The organism is Streptacidiphilus sp. MAP5-3, from assembly GCF_041262505.1.
Lineage (GTDB): Bacteria > Actinomycetota > Actinomycetes > Streptomycetales > Streptomycetaceae > Streptacidiphilus.
This window is the reverse complement of record NZ_JBGCCL010000008.1, coordinates 34,694-51,096: the sequence shown is the minus strand read 5'-3', so window position 1 is coordinate 51,096 and position 16,403 is coordinate 34,694. Positions and strand designations below refer to the sequence as shown.

Annotated in this window: 16 protein-coding genes and 1 pseudogene; 11 read left to right on the top strand and 6 right to left on the bottom strand. The window is 69.9% G+C overall.

The features are described from left to right. Window positions 1-12: 12 nt before the first annotated feature. From ABH928_RS14690 to ABH928_RS14670, 5 genes and pseudogenes are all read right to left on the bottom strand, one after another. Complete coding sequence (locus tag ABH928_RS14690) at window positions 13-684, bottom strand: DCL family protein (RefSeq protein ID WP_370066200.1); 672 nt, start codon at window positions 682-684, stop codon at window positions 13-15. Between the two features lie 248 nt (window positions 685-932). Continuing rightward, a pseudogene (locus ABH928_RS14685) lies at window positions 933-1,103 on the bottom strand (NUDIX domain-containing protein); the annotation flags it as partial. A 433-nt stretch (window positions 1,104-1,536) separates the two neighbouring features. Next, window positions 1,537-2,058 carry an NUDIX domain-containing protein gene (locus tag ABH928_RS14680; protein WP_370066198.1) on the bottom strand — a complete coding sequence of 174 codons (522 nt, stop codon included), beginning with the start codon at window positions 2,056-2,058 and terminating at the stop codon, window positions 1,537-1,539. Between the two features lie 28 nt (window positions 2,059-2,086). Continuing rightward, the gene (locus ABH928_RS14675; RefSeq protein WP_370066196.1) at window positions 2,087-2,914 is read right to left on the bottom strand and encodes a hypothetical protein; all 828 of its coding nucleotides are present in this window, start codon (window positions 2,912-2,914) and stop codon (window positions 2,087-2,089) included. Between the two features lie 46 nt (window positions 2,915-2,960). After that, window positions 2,961-3,437: a hypothetical protein gene (locus ABH928_RS14670; protein ID WP_370066194.1), complete on the bottom strand. Its 477-nt coding sequence runs from the start codon at window positions 3,435-3,437 to the stop codon at window positions 2,961-2,963. A 178-nt stretch (window positions 3,438-3,615) separates the two neighbouring features. Between ABH928_RS14670 and ABH928_RS14665 the strand changes: the two genes are divergently transcribed. From ABH928_RS14665 to ABH928_RS14650, 4 genes are all read left to right on the top strand, one after another. Further along, complete coding sequence (locus ABH928_RS14665) at window positions 3,616-4,980, top strand: helix-turn-helix domain-containing protein (RefSeq protein WP_370066192.1); 1,365 nt, start codon at window positions 3,616-3,618, stop codon at window positions 4,978-4,980. Then, window positions 4,977-5,888: a phosphotransferase enzyme family protein gene (locus tag ABH928_RS14660; RefSeq protein ID WP_370066190.1), complete on the top strand. Its 912-nt coding sequence runs from the start codon at window positions 4,977-4,979 to the stop codon at window positions 5,886-5,888. The genes ABH928_RS14665 and ABH928_RS14660 overlap by 4 nt, the downstream gene beginning before the upstream one ends. Before the next feature lie 60 nt (window positions 5,889-5,948). Beyond that, window positions 5,949-6,419, top strand: coding sequence for a PPC domain-containing DNA-binding protein (locus ABH928_RS14655; protein WP_370066188.1), 471 nt, complete (start codon window positions 5,949-5,951; stop codon window positions 6,417-6,419). 131 nt (window positions 6,420-6,550) lie between these two features. Further along, window positions 6,551-7,897: a helix-turn-helix domain-containing protein gene (locus ABH928_RS14650; protein WP_370066186.1), complete on the top strand. Its 1,347-nt coding sequence runs from the start codon at window positions 6,551-6,553 to the stop codon at window positions 7,895-7,897. Here ABH928_RS14650 and ABH928_RS14645 read toward each other — a convergent pair. Then, window positions 7,878-9,680, bottom strand: coding sequence for an alpha/beta hydrolase family protein (locus tag ABH928_RS14645; protein WP_370066184.1), 1,803 nt, complete (start codon window positions 9,678-9,680; stop codon window positions 7,878-7,880). The genes ABH928_RS14650 and ABH928_RS14645 overlap by 20 nt on opposite strands. A 285-nt stretch (window positions 9,681-9,965) precedes the next feature. Here ABH928_RS14645 and ABH928_RS14640 point away from each other — a divergent pair, with 285 nt between their 5' ends. The 7 genes from ABH928_RS14640 to ABH928_RS14610 are packed head-to-tail and all read left to right on the top strand — an operon-like array spanning window position 9,966 to window position 16,401. Beyond that, window positions 9,966-11,186: a cytochrome P450 gene (locus tag ABH928_RS14640; RefSeq protein WP_370066182.1), complete on the top strand. Its 1,221-nt coding sequence runs from the start codon at window positions 9,966-9,968 to the stop codon at window positions 11,184-11,186. Continuing rightward, window positions 11,183-11,680, top strand: coding sequence for a deoxycytidine deaminase (locus tag ABH928_RS14635; protein WP_370066180.1), 498 nt, complete (start codon window positions 11,183-11,185; stop codon window positions 11,678-11,680). Before ABH928_RS14640 ends, ABH928_RS14635 begins: the two co-directional genes overlap by 4 nt. After that, window positions 11,677-12,210: a dCTP deaminase gene (gene dcd / locus ABH928_RS14630; protein WP_370066178.1), complete on the top strand. Its 534-nt coding sequence runs from the start codon at window positions 11,677-11,679 to the stop codon at window positions 12,208-12,210. Before ABH928_RS14635 ends, dcd begins: the two co-directional genes overlap by 4 nt. Continuing rightward, window positions 12,203-12,868 carry a hypothetical protein gene (locus tag ABH928_RS14625; protein ID WP_370066176.1) on the top strand — a complete coding sequence of 222 codons (666 nt, stop codon included), beginning with the start codon at window positions 12,203-12,205 and terminating at the stop codon, window positions 12,866-12,868. Before dcd ends, ABH928_RS14625 begins: the two co-directional genes overlap by 8 nt. Continuing rightward, window positions 12,865-14,727 carry an amino acid--tRNA ligase-related protein gene (locus tag ABH928_RS14620; RefSeq protein ID WP_370066174.1) on the top strand — a complete coding sequence of 621 codons (1,863 nt, stop codon included), beginning with the start codon at window positions 12,865-12,867 and terminating at the stop codon, window positions 14,725-14,727. Before ABH928_RS14625 ends, ABH928_RS14620 begins: the two co-directional genes overlap by 4 nt. Continuing rightward, window positions 14,705-15,541: a class I SAM-dependent methyltransferase gene (locus tag ABH928_RS14615; protein WP_370066172.1), complete on the top strand. Its 837-nt coding sequence runs from the start codon at window positions 14,705-14,707 to the stop codon at window positions 15,539-15,541. The genes ABH928_RS14620 and ABH928_RS14615 overlap by 23 nt, the downstream gene beginning before the upstream one ends. Continuing rightward, the gene (locus ABH928_RS14610; protein WP_370066170.1) at window positions 15,538-16,401 is read left to right on the top strand and encodes a class I SAM-dependent methyltransferase; all 864 of its coding nucleotides are present in this window, start codon (window positions 15,538-15,540) and stop codon (window positions 16,399-16,401) included. Before ABH928_RS14615 ends, ABH928_RS14610 begins: the two co-directional genes overlap by 4 nt. Window positions 16,402-16,403: the final 2 nt, after the last annotated feature.

Sequence of the window (16,403 nt, the reverse complement as noted above, 5' to 3'; positions counted from 1 at the left end):
GTCGCTCCTCGTTCACTGGCCAGGGGTTTTGTGTCCCGAGCCAAGTTGCTTGTGCTCGTCCTCGGTGAGCAGCGCGAGCACTTTACGCCCGCTGTAGTGTTCTCGCCACCGCTGACGTACCTCGGGGTCAGCGAGGAGGGCGACGCCCTCCTCATCTGAAGATGTGATCGCGACTGCCTCCCAGTTGCCTTCCGGGCCGACGAACTCGGCCGCGATTTCGACAAAGCGCGGGCCGCGAAAGTGGTGGCTGACCCGGCAGTGCTCAGGGTCGACGGCATCGCCCGACATGTCCGAGGTGAGGTTGCCCTCCTGCCTACGGCTGTCAAAGTATCCGCTGGTGATGTCATTGATCTCGGCACGCAGGGCGCCCAAGACCTCCGTTCGGGCCTTCTTCGGGTAGATGATCTGACGGAAGGAGAAGTCCACATCCGAGCCGTCAGTGCGAATGATTCGAAAGCCCGACGACTTCCCCAGGTAGGGGGCATCGATGATGAAATGATCCACTCCGCAGCCGATCTTGTCAGCGGCAAAATCGTGCAGATCGAGCAGACCTCGAAGGAACGCGTCGTCCTCCGGTCGGTTGACCCTCTCGCCCACGCTATAGCGGTCCCGCAGGGCCTGGACGGCCTCAAGTGCTTCACCCTTGGTGCGGAAAACGCGGTCGCCGATCCGAAGCTCAGCCATGCATCTGATCTTCTCTCCGGGCTTCGCTAGCCGCTACTGCTGAGTGGGAGGAGCAGGAGGCACGGGATGGTCGAGGGATACGGCACAGGGGAGTAAGTGGTCTCCGCCGATCTAGGGCGCTACCTGGCGCGGGCTCGACCGAGATGGCCCGCGGCGGCGTGGTCTCAGTTGATCCACGCCGTGCCGTGCTCCAGATAATGGGCCCCGCCTTGGTCGCGATGGTCGATCGCGGCGAGCACTCGACGGCCCGCAGTCTCGCCGATGTCCTGAGCGCCGCCCGGCAGGGCCCACTGCCCCGTGTCGCGGCGCCGTTGCAGCAGAATCTCCCCGGATGCGTTGACGACCAGCAGATTGCTCGCCGGGATCAAGGTGTTCGCCTTCGGCGCGCTGGGGTCGTTCAGGTACTCGGTCCTACCCACGGATCACAACCCTTCTGGAGCGGATGGCTTCTGGGGCGCTCGGCGACACGAGACGACGGTCTGGCACGGCCCGGATGATGGAACCCCGACATACAGCTGCTGCTCAGAAGATCGTGAGGACGTCGTCCTCCGTCTCTGCGAATGAGAGCTGGTAGACGAGATCTTCGATACTCACGGGCTTGAGGCTGCCCGCGCAGGAGACGAGAAGATCGCGTGCTCCGCTGTGGGGTTCGTCGTGTCGGGCTGCGTTCCAGTGACCGGCGACGCCCGCCGGTATGGCGGCCACGTTCCGGCCGCACCGAGTGCACGTGGTCCGAGGCATCTTCATGCTCCCATCGTCTCAGCGGACACCGACAGCATGCGGCCAGTCCCACGTCATCGAGGTTCGCGTCATCCTCCGCGGACGCGAGCACCGCGGTTTCCGTGCTCCCGGTCACCGGGCGTTGGTGTCGTCCTTGCGGCAGGGGAGTCGCTCGGTGCTGGGTGTTGCCGGGACGTTGGCCCAGCCGTAGGTCGTGAACGCCGGACCGCCGGCGAGGTAGGCGTCAATGGCCTGCCTGCTCGTGGGGAACATCGGACCGGGGAGGTCGGCCGTGCTGGACCAGGCCACGGCCAGGTGCTTGCTGGGCTCGGTGTTGGTCAGCTGGCCCTGCCACTCGCTGGACGCGAACACGAACAGCATGAAACCGCCGAGACCGTCCCAGCCTGCCTCGACCTGGACCGTGTGGACGAGACGCAGATCGTCCGGGTGGACGACGAGTCCGGTCTCTTCACGGGTCTCCCTCGCAGCAGCGTCCGTGAGTCTCTCGCCGGGCTCCACCTTGCCGCCGGGGATGGTCCAGGCAGGACCGGGACTCCAGCTCCGGGGGCCGTAGTGCACGGTAGCGATCTCGTCCGTGGTCAGATCGTGGAGGATGACGCTGACCGCCAGGCGGGTGGTCGCGTGGTCGGACAAGGTGTGGCCTTTCCATGGGCGCGGGCCTTCAGAAGGTGGCTTCTCGGCGGAGCTGGTCGTGCGGGGTGCCGGCGTAGCCGAGACCGGGTCTGCGCACCGGCAGCCCTGTGGGGGCGAGGTTGCGGAAGCCGATGTGCGTGGTATCCGGATCGACGAGGGTCAGATGAGGACCAGCACCCCGGGGCGAGACGGCGCGAATGCGGGTGGCCACGTGCCCGAGGGTGAGAACGCCTGGTCCGGTCGGGTCGCCGTGCCGCAGCAGCGTGGTGAGCAGCTGCGTGAATCCTCCGGCACCGGCCGTGTCAGCGGGAGGAGCGACGCGGCCTAGCAGGGCCGTGGCCGCAGGCTTGATCAGCAACGCCGCCGAGCCCTGATAGCGGTGGAGACGTTGCCAGGCGTTGGCCGTCGCGTGAAGGTCGGCCAAGAGCAGACGTCCTGGACTGTCCGCGCGACCCATGGCGCTGGCGAGCGCGCGCCAGCGCAAGCCAGGGAGCGCCGGCAGCCACTGCCCAGGCCCGGCTTCCGCGCTCGGCCCGGCGAGGGCAAGGCGACCGCTGGCGTCGACGTCGAGCTCCCCGGTGACGTAGACGATCAGGGTGGTGGCCGACCGGGCGGACTCCGTGATCGCGTCGGTGATCTGGCCTTCGTCGTGGCGCCCCGGCAGGAGCAGTCGGCAGCGCGAGAACCCGGCGCCGGAGGTGTCGGTGAGGGCGCTGGCCAGGGCATGGGCTCGCGGGAACGGGTCGGTCTCGGCGAAGGTAACGCCGTTGGCAGCGTCGGATGTGGGGATCAGGAGCAGCAGGCTGCGTGTGCCGAGCGCGTAGGCGGCTCTGGGGCCGGGTGAGAGGGTGACCACGATGGAGGCTCCAGGTCAGCGGATCGGTCGGATGGCCGTGAGGTATTCAGACCGCCGGGCCCACGGCGCTCTGGGCCGGGGTGCGCGGCGTGAAGGCTTCCGGCCAGGCGCTCCTGGCGGTACCGGCGGGCCGCTCGGCGCGCTGACGCCGGGGGAGCGGCCCGGGGGCGGCTGGGGCGCGGGAGAAGGCCAGGAACATCTCCCGCTCGGCGAGCGCGGCCGCCGCCTGCTCCTGAGCCGCCGGGATCAGGGCGATCATCTCCCGCGAGTACGTCACCACCCCGTGGACGCCGCCTTCGGCCAGGAGCGCCTTGACGGCCCGCCAGCCTGGGCGCTCTCCCAACGGAAGGCTGCGGTCGGTGTCCCGGATCGGACCCGTGGCCAGGACCCAGCCCAGCGCCGCGGCGTGGCGGACGCAGTGCCCGGCGACCAGTTCGGCGGCGTCGTCCTCGCTGGTGGCCACGTAGACGACCACGCACGTCCGCTCGGACTGGTCTGCTGGGCTGGGCTGTTGAGGGCTCACGGCTAACTCCCGTCCGGGCGGGGTGATGTCTGGAACACGTCACCCCGATGGCTGTCACGCGGTGTAATGGCTTGATACGAATGGCTCGCCAACCATTAAGCGCGACCACCGAACGGTTCGAGCGGTGCACCAAGCGGACAGCCGATCTGTCCGCTTCACAGGGCCGGAGGAACCCCGCATGCCTTACCCGAAGCGCCCGTTACAGCCCACCAGGTCACCGGCCGACTGGATGGGCGCCGAACTGCACCACTGGCGCAACCTGCGCGGCCTCACCCCCGCCGGGCTCGGGGCACTGGTACACGTCAGCGGCGACTACCTCCGCAAGATCGAGAACGGCGACCGGCCCTGCACCAAGCCGCTGGCCGTCGCCCTCGACCGGGTGCTCGACACCGGCGGCGTCCTGGCCCGCTTCCACCCGCTCATGGCAGCCGAAGCAGACAAACGCGTCCTTGAAGCAGACAAGGTGAGCGAGTCGGCCAACGGCCGGGACCAAGGCCCCATCCTGGAGCAGAACCACACTGCACCCGATAGGGAGTCACCCGTGCACCGACGCGCCTTCCTCCACACCACCGGCGGACTCGGACTCGCTCAACTCCTGGACCTCCTGCAACCGTCCGCCGCAGCCGCCGTCGGCAAGGTGTCCCGAGAGGACATCGGCCGTCTCAACGAGACCTGCGACACCCTCACCGGCTGGGAGAACTTCTACGGCTCCGCCGGCCCGTTCCGCGACGCCGCCGTCACCCAACTGCGGCAGGCAGTCGCCCTGCTCGACTCATGCCCCACCTCGATGCGCACCGAGATGTTCACGGCGGTCGGACGCCTCAGCCTCAGGCTCGGCGCTTCCGCCTTCGACAGCTTCCATCACGGCGACGCTCGCCACCTGATCACCGTCGCCACCTCCTGCGCCGAAGAAGCCGGCGACTGGAACCTGCGCGCCAGCACGCTGAACTGGAGAGCACGGCAGGAGATCTGGTGCGACGACCCCGACAGGGCCCTCACCTACGCCGAAGTCGGCCTCGCCCGCTCGGACCGGCTCTCCGCCAGCGCGCGTGCCGCCCTGAACAACTGCCGCGCCCGCGCGTTCGCCAAGATGGGCAGCGCCCAGGAGGCCCTCGCCGCGGTCGGCACCTCCGACGAACTCTTCGCACGACAGAACCGGGCCGACGAACCCACCTGGCTCGCCTACTACGACAACGCCCAGCACCACGGGGACACCGGTCACGCCCTCTACGACCTGGCCGTCGCCGGCCTCGTCCCAGCCCAGCAAGCCGCCGACAGGCTCCGCATCGCCGTCGCCGAACACCCAGACGCCTACCGGCGCTCCCGCGCCATGTCCGGAAGCAAACTCGCCGCCCTGCTCACCATCACCGGCGACCCGGCCGAGGCCGCCGCGATCGGACAGGTCGCCCTCGACGATGTCGGTCACGTCCGGTCCCGCCGCGCGGCGACCGACCTGGTGCGATTCGGCGTCCTCGCCGCGCAACACCACGCACCCGGTGCCGACGAGGTGAACGCCCGCATCCGGCAGGCGGTCAGCGGATGACCACCACCGAGACCTCGGCGATCGAGACCAGCCGCACCCACCTTCACCAGGCCTGCCACCAGGCTGGACTCGACACCGTCTACTCCCGCGAGGCGGAGGTGATCCGGCTCGGCGAGAACGCCTTGTGGCGCCTGCCTGGTGGAATCGTCGCCCGCATCACACGCCAGGGCCAGCAGCGCGCAGCCGCGCGCGAGGTCGACGTCGCCCGCTGGCTCGCCGCCAACGATGTCCCCGCCGTCCGCCCCTTCGCCGGACTGGAGCAGCCAGTCGAGGCCGGCGGGCGCGCGGTCACCTTCTGGGAGGAGCTCCCGCCTCACCGGCCGGGCACACCCGCGGACCTCGCTCGACTGCTCCGCCGCCTGCACGCGCTCCCGGTGCCGCACGGCATCGATCTCGGCCGCCTTGACCCCTTCGTCCGTCTGCCCGACCGCATCCGCGAAGCCGATCTCGACGACGAGGCTCGCGCGTGGCTTCTGGACCGCCTCGACCAACTGCAGGCCGCATGGAAGGCCCTGCCGCCGGGACTGCCCGAGTGCGTCGTCCACGGCGACGCCTGGGGCGGCAACGTCGCCGTCCTCGACGACGGCATGGCCCTGCTGCTCGACTTCGAGCGCACCTCGGTCGGTCCGCCCGAATGGGACCTGACGAGCACCGCGATCTCACGCGGCACGTTCTCTCAACTCGGCGCAGGCGACTACCGCGCCTTCTGCGACGCTTACGGAGGGACCGACGTGCTCGACTGGCCCGGCTACCCGATGATGCGGGACATCCGGGAGCTGCGGCTCGTGTGCTTCGCCCTCCAGACCGCGCTCCAGCACCCCCACGCCCGCGAACAGGCGCGCTTCCGGCTGGACTGCCTCCGCGGTCAGCGAGGCCCGCGCCCGTGGAACTGGACCGCCGTGCCGTGAGCCGCAGCGTCAACGCGCCCCAAGAGCCGTGCCCTGCCCCGCTATCAGGAGATCCTCAGCATGCGCGCCAGCGAACTGACCCTCGGCCGGACCTTCGGCGTGACCTTCGAGCACGGCGAGGACTTCTTCGACAGCCTGGCGGAGTTCTGCAAGGACAACGACGTCCGCCAGGGCTACATCCCGATGTTCATCGGCGCCTTCGAGGAAGCCGAGATCGTCGGCACCTGCGACGGACTCACCCACCCCGAGCGGCCGCTGTGGGACCGGACCCGCGTGCAGTACGTCGAGGCTCTGGGCGCGGGCACCCTCGCCTACGACCCGGCAACCGGGCTCGTGCTGCCCCACATCCACCTCTCCGCCGGCATCAAGGGCGACGACGCCGCGGGCAAGACCAGCCATCTGCTCAGCGCCCGCGTGCAGTTCCTCAGCGAGCTCCTCATCACTGAGGTGGCCGCCCCCGCGATGACGCGGCCCCGCAACCCGGACCTGTACGACGTACCGCTGCTCACCTTCCAGCCCGCCTCCGAGTGAGCGCCCCCGGCTGTCCGCGCTGAGGGCCGCGATGTTCTCGGCTTCCGCCCCGCACCCGCCGTCTCGGCCGCTACGTTGGCAAGGTCGACTACTCAGGGGTCCTGAGCGGTGACCCTAGTCCAGGGGACGTGATGGCTGCTCGCGCGCGGAGAATCGTGCCGACCGGCTCGGCCCAGGCACGGCTGGGCGCGGAGTTGAGAGACCGACGCACCGAGCGGGGACTCAGCCTGGCCAAGCTCGGATCTGCCGTTCACTGCAGTGCCGATCTGCTGCGCCGAGTGGAGGCGACGGAGCGTTTCCCGGCGCGAGAACTCATCGTGGCCTGCGACAGCGTGCTGGCCGCCGACGGAGCGCTCGTGGAGTTGTGGCCCGCTGCCGAGGAGGAGCGCCGACGTTCAGTGACGCCGGTGAACCCGCGCCGTTCCACTGCGCCGCCTGTGCGCTTCGCACCTGAAGCATCCGAGGCGCTGATCGCGGACTGGTCCAGCGAGCCCGAGCCTCCGCCAACCCCGCCGTCCGGGAACGGTCGTCTGTGGGTGACCGGCCAGGATCTCGCCGTCGCCTGGGACACCCTGGCCATGTTCCGCCAGCTTGACCACGTGCATGGCGCCGGCGTGTTCGCGGAGCAGTTACGCGTGTACGCCGACTCCGAGCTGATGGCGCTGCTCGACCGCCCTGTCGCCGGGCCGGAGGTTGAGGCAGACCGGGCCCGCTTGGCCGCGGGATTCCTTGAGCTGGCCGGGTACCAGGCGGTCGACGCCGGCTACCCGGGGTGGGCCCAGGGCTACTACCAGCGCGCGCTCGAATACTCGGCGGCCTCGGGAGACCGTGGCTACGGCTCCTATCTCGTCGCGGTGAACCTCGGCCACCTGGCTCTTCACTGCGACCAGCCGGAAACCGCGCTCCGCTGGGCCGAGGCCGCCCACCAAGTGGCCCAGTCGACGGCCAGCCCTGCCACCCGGGCCGCGATCACGGCCGTTCAGGCCCGTGCCCACGCGCGGATGGGCGAGGAGCAGCTGGCCACGAAGCTGATGCTGAACGCCGAGGCGCTGCTTGACGGAGTCGATGCCGAAGAAGAGCCACTCTGGATCCGGTACTTCAACCATGCTTACCTGGCTGACGAGTTGGCGCACTGCCTCCACGATCTCGGCAGGGCGCCCGCAGCCCGCGACCTCGTAGCCGACGCGCTTGACGGCGTGGGCCGCGATCACGTGAGGCGACTGGCCATCGACGCGACCCTGCTCGCGTCGTCGTGGCTGCGTTCCTCTGATCTGGAGCAGGCCTGCTCGGTGGGCATGGAGGCGGTCGGCTTCGCCGCCAGAACCGCGTCTGGCCGCTGTATCGAGCGACTCGCCCGACTGCTGGGGGACATGGCTCCGTACGGTGAGCAGCGCAATGTGGCGGAGTTCCGGGAATTCGTACGGGAGGTACTTCCGTCCGCCGTCCGCGCAACGCCTGTCACCGCTGTGCGGCCATGAGCTCCTTGTAGAACGCCCATTCTGCTTCGAGTGCGGTTCGCAGGCTGGCCGGTGAGGACAGGTAATGCCCGACTCCGTCGAGGAAGACAGCTCGGTGTTCCTTCCCGAGCGCATCCAGCTGTGCGGAGAGCCGCTGGGAATCCGCGGCTGGCGCGATCTCGTCGCCGGTGCCGTGGATCAGCAGCACCGGGATCTGGATGTGCTCCGCTCGGACCGCGCCCGCCGGGCCGGCCAGGGACTCGGCGTGAGGCCGCTGAAATCGTGGCGCGGTCTTTGTCCACAGCTGTGGATCAATGATGGCTGACGTCGCCGTTGCCCCGGAGAAAGGTCCTCCGACCGTGGCTGCTTGCAGCGCGGTGTATCCGCCGGCGCTGGCCCCCGTGATGAAGACCGCCCCGGGCAGCGCAATGCCGTCCACCAGCAGCTGCTTGGCAACGGCGCTGCAGTCTTCGACGTCGAACTCGCCCCAGTGTCCGTTGAGCGCCTGCCGGAACGCGCGGCCCTGCCCGGTGCTGCCCCGATAGGCGACCTCCGCCACGGCGAAGCCGCGGCTGGTGAAGAACTGGACGGTCCAGTCGAGTCGCAGTGGGACGCTGTCTGTAGGCCCCGGGTGAGCCCGCACGAGCAGCGGCACCGGTCCTGCGTGGTCGGAGCCGAGCGGCTGATGAAGGAGATAGGACACTTCGTGTCCCGCCCACGAAGCGCGGCGTACGCGCGGGATTCCCGTCGTGGGAGTGGCTTCAACTGTCGCAGGAACGTCGATCGTCTCGACGGCGTGCGAGTCGCTGGCTTCCCGGGGGATCAGGCGGATGCGCGGGGTGCTGTTCGGGCTGGAGCCGATGACGGCGATCACCTCCCCGTAGACCGCGATGTACGGCTTGATCGAGGTCAGCCCTGTCTCAGGTCGGATTCGGTGGCCGTTCGGCGTTAGGAGCGTGAGGTCGCTCGTGAAGCCGTCGTGCATCGTCAGTGCCATTCCGCCGTCAGTCAGGAAGGCATAGGACTGGTACCCGCCCTCCCACGGAGCAGGGGCGAAGTCGGCCTCGCAGGGAGAGACGGTACGGGCTGTTGTTCCGTCCCAGGCGTACAGGTTCCACCAGCCCGAGCGGTCGGAGAGGAAGTGGAGTGCGCCATCCGGCCCCCACAAGGGCTCGACGACTGATTCGCCGACGCCGCCCGCGATCAGGCTGGCCGGCCCCAGCAGACCGCCGTCGGTGAGCCCTGCGACGAACAGTCGGCTGCTGTCCCAGGGCATCGCGTCCGCGTCCCACTCCAGGTAGGCAATCCGGCCTTCGCTGACGCGCGGCGCACCGAGGAAGCCGTCGGATGCCAGCAGGCGGTGGACCGTCGCCGTGTCGCTGTCGATGGTCACGAGTTCGTCGCCGCACTCGGAGCCGCGCACAGCCAGCAGCCCCAGGTCCGTTGCGTGCAGGTCGCCGTAGGCGAAGCCCTCTCCAGCCGGGACCACGAGGCGGGATGCGCCGTCGTCGGAGATCTCGTACACCAGGCTGTCGGCTTCGGACACGACCCACAGTCGGTCCGTGCCGACGGCGTAGGCGCCGCCGCCGTAGGCGTGCAGCCAACCACCCACCGACAGCTCCGGCGGCGTCACCACTTCGGGGCGTTCACCGGTCCTGTAACGGACAAGGCGACGGTTGCCTCCCTGCTCGGGATCAGACTGGAGCCACCACAACGCTCCTCTGGCCGCGGAGAGTTCGTCATACGAGGTGTGCTTGCGAGCCACCCATGCGGCATCGAGCGGGCCGACTGCGGGATCGATCATGCGGTCCTCACGGGAGTCGTGTTGCGTTGCGCCTCGCCTCCCGACGCTACCCGCCCGCGGTGGGTCCGCGACAAGCGGACAACGCTGTTGTCCGCTTGCAGAGACTCCTCTTGGCCACGTGGGACCGCCAGCCTGTTGGGGAAGCGATCACCGTTCGCTGAGGTCCGCCTGGGCTGGAGGGCAGCAGGCACCGCCGCAGCAGCCGTGGTCAACAGGCGCTGAACTCAGGCACCCAGTTCGCGTTCGTGCACGACCCTGCACCTCGATGAGCAAGGAGAGGGGATCATGAACCAGGAGACCGTACTCGCCGCGCTGGAAGCTGCTGAACCCGACTTGGCCCTCGCCGTACTCGCGAGAGGCCCAAGGGCGATCGACTGCCCGGACCTCGGCTCCGGCCGCTTGGTCCTGCCGCGCTACCGCGAAGTGCGTCACGTCCTGCGCGACCCCGGCTTCACGTGCGCCCCGACCGCCGCCGGGATGCTCAGCTCATTACCTGCTCACCTGCGGGAACTCCTCGCGCCCGTAGCGTCCTGGGTGCTGTACACCGACGCGCCGCTCCACCCGCGCATGCGGGCGCTGCTGTCCAAGGCGTTCACCGCCCGGCGGATCCTGGACCTCCAAGACGACATCGACGCTCGGGCGACCGCCCTGGTCGGCGACTTCGTCGCGGCCGGCGGCGGGAACGCCGTCACCGGGCTCGCGGAACCGCTGCCCGTGCACACGATCAGCGCCCTGCTCGGGATCCCGTCCGAGGACCGGGAGAACGTCAAGGCCTGGTCCGACGATGTCGTCCTGGTCGCCGAACCGGAGCTCAGCTCCGACCAGGAACAGCGTGCGGCAACCGCCTGGGCGCGCCTGGCCGCCTACTTCGAAGCCGTCATCGAGGACCGTCGTGCCCACCGCGGCGCTGACGTCATCTCCGGGCTCGTAGAGGCGGAGGCTCAGGGAGACCACCTCACCGACAGCGAGATCGTCGCCAACTGCATCGCGCTGCTCGTCGGCGGCCACGAGACCACGAGCAGTCTGCTGTCGAGCCTCCTCCTCGCCGCAGTCGGCCACCCGGAGCTCCAGGACTCGGTACTCAGCGACGAGGACACCGCCCGCAGCTTCGTCGAGGAGGTTCTCCGCTTCGACGGCCCGTCGAAGATCACGGCGCGCACCGCCGTGGAGGACACGGACCTGTTCGGCGTGCGCATCGAGGCCGGCCGACGCCTCGTGCTGCTCCAGGCATCGGCGAACCGCGACCCCGAGGCGTTCGACTCGCCCGACGAGTTCCAGCCGACGCGGCAGCGCAACCCGCACCTCGGCTTCGGCCACGGTCCGCACGCCTGCTTCGGCGCCACCCTCGCCCGCATGCAGGCCGTCGCCCTCCTGCGCGCCTACATGAGCACCGCCGAGAACTGCGCGGTCGACAGGGCAGCGGTCACCTGGAAGCCGTCGCAGGTCATCCGGGCCGCCGCCAACCTGCCGATCTCGGTGCGCCCCGCCCTGGGCGGTGGCCGGTGATCCTCACCGGCGCGTTCATCGACGAGGAGGTCCGCGCCGGCCGCATCGTCATCGACCCGTACCGTGCCGAGGCGTTGAACCCGAACAGCTACAACTACCGCCTCGGCGAGCACCTCAAGCAGTACGACGAGCACAGCGGCCAGTTCGTCGAAGTGCACCTGCCGGACGACGGGTACGTGCTGAGCCCCCACCGGATGTACCTGGGACACACGAGCGAGGTCATCGGCAGCAGCGTCTACGCGATGTCGTTGATCGGCCGCAGCTCGATGGGGCGCCTCGGACTCTTCCTGCAGGTCTCCGCCGACCTCGGCCACACCACGTCCTGCCACCGCTGGACGCTGGAGATCGTCGCCACCAGGCCCATACGCGTCTACCCGGGCATGGTCGTCGGCCAGGTCTCGTTCTGGCGCAACCGCGGCGAGCTCGCGCCGACCCCGGCTCTCTACGCCACCTTCAACGACCCCAGCGAGTCACGGATCGGAGCGCCGCAGTGATCCTCACCGGAACGGAGATCTCCAAGCAGGTCCGCGGCGGACGCATCACCGTCTCGCCGTTCGACAGCGCACGGTGCACCACCAACTCCTACGACCTCGCGCTCGGTCGACGCCTCGTCGTCTACCAGGAGGAAGTCCTCGACCCCCGCAAGGAACCGGCCCACGAGCAGCGCGAGATACCGGACGAGGGCTACCTCCTCGCCCCCGGCGACTTCGTGCTCGCCGAGACCGCCGAGCAGATCGGCAGCGACCACTACGTGCCGATGATCCACGCGAAGTCCGGGACCGCCCGACTCGGCCTGTTCGTCCACGTCACCGCCGACCTCATCGACCTCGGCTTCGTCGGCCAGTCCACGCTCCAGCTCTACGCGACGCTGCCGGTCAGGATCTGGCCCGGCATGCTGATCGCCCAGGTGACGTTCTGGGTGCCGTACGGCGAGATCCGCCTGTACCGCGGGAAGTACCAGCACGCAGACGGTCCCCAGATCTCCCGCAGCTACCAGGACCAGCCGGTGGCCGGCCATGCCTGAGACCCCCGGAGCCATGTTCCAGGGCATCCAGAACTGGGCCGCCTGCGTCTTCGCGCCGCGAGCCCGCGTCGTTGCCGCCGCGCCCGTGCACGGGGCCGACGCGCGGTCCGTGGGCGCAGCGGCACTACCGGAGGTGGCCGACTTCGCCGCCCGTGCGGACGACGAGGAACTGGACGGCTTCCTGGTGGAGTTCCTGGACCCCGCTTGCGGCAACACCCTGGACGCCCTCATCACGACGGTGCGCGAGCTGCTCACCGGCCTGATCACGGCGGACGGCCACGACCCGGCCCACGCCCTGGCACAGGCGGACTCCGAGCACTGGTGGCTCACGCTGTGCGGAACCCGCTGGTTCGTCCTGGCCTTCGCCCCCTGCTACCCGGCAGTGTCGCCCCGATTCACCTTCGGCTCCACCTCGACCTACGTCCTCCTCCAGCCGGTCAGCTCTTTCGACCGCCGCGCGACGCCTCGGGGGACGACAGTCTCCCCGGAGGTCCGCGCTCGCATCCGTCGGGCCTACGCGGCCGGAGGCTGCCCGTACGACCACGAGCTGGCCCAACAGGACGTAGAGGCACTGAAGTTCGTCTGGCCGCTCCGCCTCGGTGACGCGCCCGTGCGCTGGTGGACAGGCGCCACGAACCCCGGAGGCGAGCCGGCATGACGACGAGTCCCGACATCGCGCCCTTCGAAACGCCACCGCCCTCCAGCGGTAGTCGCCGACTCGCCGCCCAGATGTCCGCGACCCACGGCCAAGGCCACACCGCCACCTGGGACGCGGCAGGAGAACTGCTCGACGCGGCGAAGCTCGTCTTCACGGCGACGCCGGACGAGCAGCCGGAGACGACCGCGGACCTGCTCGCGGGCATTGCCCGGCTCCTGCAGTACGGCCCCTTCGGTGCGGTGCCACTGCACGCGGCCACCGCCCAATCGCCCGTCCACGCAGCCCTGCGCCCGGAACGCCCCCTCGGCCCGCCGGAGGAAGACGTGCTGCTGCACGCCTTGTCCCACGCCGCGCCGCCTGGCACCGAGCCCTGGCCGGACAGCCAGCCGGACCCCGCACGGTTAGCCGAAGCTGTGCGCGCCCTGACCGGCGCCATCCCGTGCCGGACGGTTCCTCTGCGCGCGACCGCGATCCGCTACCTGCTGAGTCGCCTTCCCGGAGCAGACGCGGCCTTGCGACGCCGACTCCTGCGAAGGGCCGCCTGGCTGCTCGACCCTCGGACCGACGACGCGCTCACCCTGCTGTTACGCCTCACCGGACCCACCGACCCGCTCATCGCGACCATCACCGTCGGACCCCGGGCGTTCCGACCCGCCGCGAGCCCCGGTTCCTTCGCGCTGTCCGACTGGGCGCGATGGGAGAGCGCGCGCGACGCCGTCCGCCTCAGCGGGCGGATCCACGCCCTGCGTGTCCACCGCCGCCTGACCTTCGCCGACCTGCGCTGGGAAGGACAGTTGGCCCAACTGGCCCTCACCCCCGAAGCCGCCCAGGACGTGCATACCGGCGACCTCGCCACGGTCCGGGGCATCCGTGGGGAGAGCCGGACCGGCCAGCCCACCCTCTTCGTCGAGGACCTCGAATACCTCCAGTCAGGCGCCATCCCCGAAAGCACAGGGGCCGAGCTCCGCACCGTCCTCGGCCCCGTCCGAAGCCAGCTGGCCGCTGCCGGCTTCGTCGAAACCATCACCCCGACCCTGTCGGACAGCTACTTCGGCGGTGGCGCCCGACCGTTCGCCACCTGGGCCGCCGCCGCGGAGCAGCACCAGTACCTCCGGGTCACCACCGAACTCGGCCTCCTCCAGACTCTCTCCTCGGGCACCACCCGCTGCTACGAAATCGGCCCGAGCTTCCGCAACGAGGGGCTGCGCGGCCAACCGGCCAAGGAGTTCCTGATGTTGGAGGCCTACGCCGCCGACCTCGACCTCCAGGGCCTCAGCCAGCACATCGTGGCGCTGGTCCGCGCGGCAGCCACGTACCCGGCGCCGCTGCGCACCCTCACCTTCGACAGCGCCTTTCACGACCTCTCAGGAATCGACCCCCGCGACTCAGCCAGCGTCCGCCGCCTGGCCCGCGAACTCGTACCAGTCACCGCCGCACGCACCGACGACCCCGACCTGCTGGCACGACGCCTGTGGCGCAACAGCATCCGCAGCCGTCTGCCAGGGCTCGCCCTCATCACCAGCATTCCCGGACCCGCCTCCCCGCTGATTGACGGCGTCGGTCGCGCGGCACAGCGCATGTGGCTGTACGCCGACGGCATCGAGATCGCCGAACTCAGCCAGAACGAACGATCCCCCGCGGCGCTCGCCAACAGCTTCCGCGAGCAGTTCGCACGGGACCCCTACCCCGTCCACCGCGACTACCGCTCCGTCATCGCCATGTTCGAGAACGGCGTCCCACCCTGCGTCGGAGTCGGCCTCAGCATCACCCGCCTCGCCGAACTGTCCAGCCGCCACACACCGCCTACCATCCCCGCCTCCCGAAGGAGCCAGGTCGATGCACCCGCCTCACACCGCTGACGCCCAACGGACCGCATGGCTCGCCACCAACCAGTCGATGTGGGACGCCCGCGTCCCGCTCCACACCACAAGCGACTGGTACGACGTCACCGGCTTCCGCGACGGGAGGCTCGCTGTCGACGACCTGGAGCTGGCCGGCGTCGGCGACGTCCGCGAGCTCCGCCTGCTCCACCTCCAATGCCACTTCGGCCTCGGCACGCTGTCCTGGGCGCGGCTCGGAGCCGACGCGACCGGCGTCGACTTCTCCCCGGCCGCGGTCGCCCAGGCCCGTGCGCTGGCAGCCGAGTTGGCGCTGTCCGCGCGGTTCGAATGCGCCGAGGTCTCCGCGCTCCGCCTGGACCGGACCTTCGACGTCTGCTTCACCTCGTGGGGCGTCCTCATGTGGCTGCCCGACCTGACCGCCTGGGCCCGGACCATCGCCGCGCACCTGCGGCCCGGCGGGCGCTTCTTCCTCGCTGAAGGCCACCCGCACCTGTTCGTCTGGGACGACGAGCGCGACGGCGCCGGATACCTGCCCAGGAACCCGTACTTCCGTCACGTCGAGCCGGTCGTGGACGAAGAGGCGAGCACGTACGTCGACACCAGCCAGCAGATCGGGCACCAGCAGTACCGCTGGAACCACCCCCTGTCCGAGGTGGTTACCGCACTCGCCGCCGCCGGCCTGCGAATCACCGAACTGGCCGAGCACCCCCGCCTGCCCTGGAAACCCCTCGCCTGGATGACCCCCGACAGCCGCCCCGGCTGGTGGCGCATCGACGGCGACCCGTTCCCCCTCAGCTTCACGATCACCGCCATCAAGGAGGACCACACGTGAACACCGCCACCGCCACCCCGAACGCCACTACCTGGCCCCTCGCCACGATGCCCAGCACCGCGCAGGACGTCTGGTCAGCCGCCTACCCCGACTTCGTCGCCATGGTCAACCAGACCAACGTGATGCCCGGCGCCTTCGCCACCCTCAACACCTGGGCCCTCCACTCGCGCATGGACGACCAGTCGAACCTCCTCGACGTCGCCTGCACCACCGGCTTCACCTCCCGCGAGCTCGCGAGGCTGACCGGATGCGCGGCCACCGGCTTCGACCTGTCCGAGGACGCCGTCGCACTGGCCCGCTACAACCACGACACCAGCGGCCACCAGCTCCGCCTGCGCTACCACCAGGCCGACGGAACCACCTTCGCCTCCGACCAGACCTTCAGCCACATCGCGGTCGGCGCCGCGCTCGGCTTCTTCCCCGACCCCCCGGCCATGGCCGCCCGACTCCTCAACCACCTCAACGACGGCGGCTACATCCTGGCCTCGCCGTTCTGGAGCGACCACCCGCTGCCCGCCGACGTCCTCGCCGTCCGCCGGGAGGTCTTCGGGATCACCAGCCCCATGGAGACCCGAGAACAGGCCCACGCCCTCTTCCGCGGCCTCGACGTACTGCACCAGTCCGACCACCAGCTAACCCCTGAGAGCGACGACGACATCGAGCACTACTGCCGGTCCACCATCGACCGCGTCTGCACCCAGGGCGGCGTCGAGAACGCCTCCGTCCGCGACGCAATGCGGGACCGCCTCCAGACGATCAAGCAGGCGACCAACCGCCTGCGCGAGCACCAGAGCTACTCCGTACTCGTGCTGCGCCTCGACCGCCAGACGTACCCGCGCCGCTACGTCGAGCTCTTCTGACC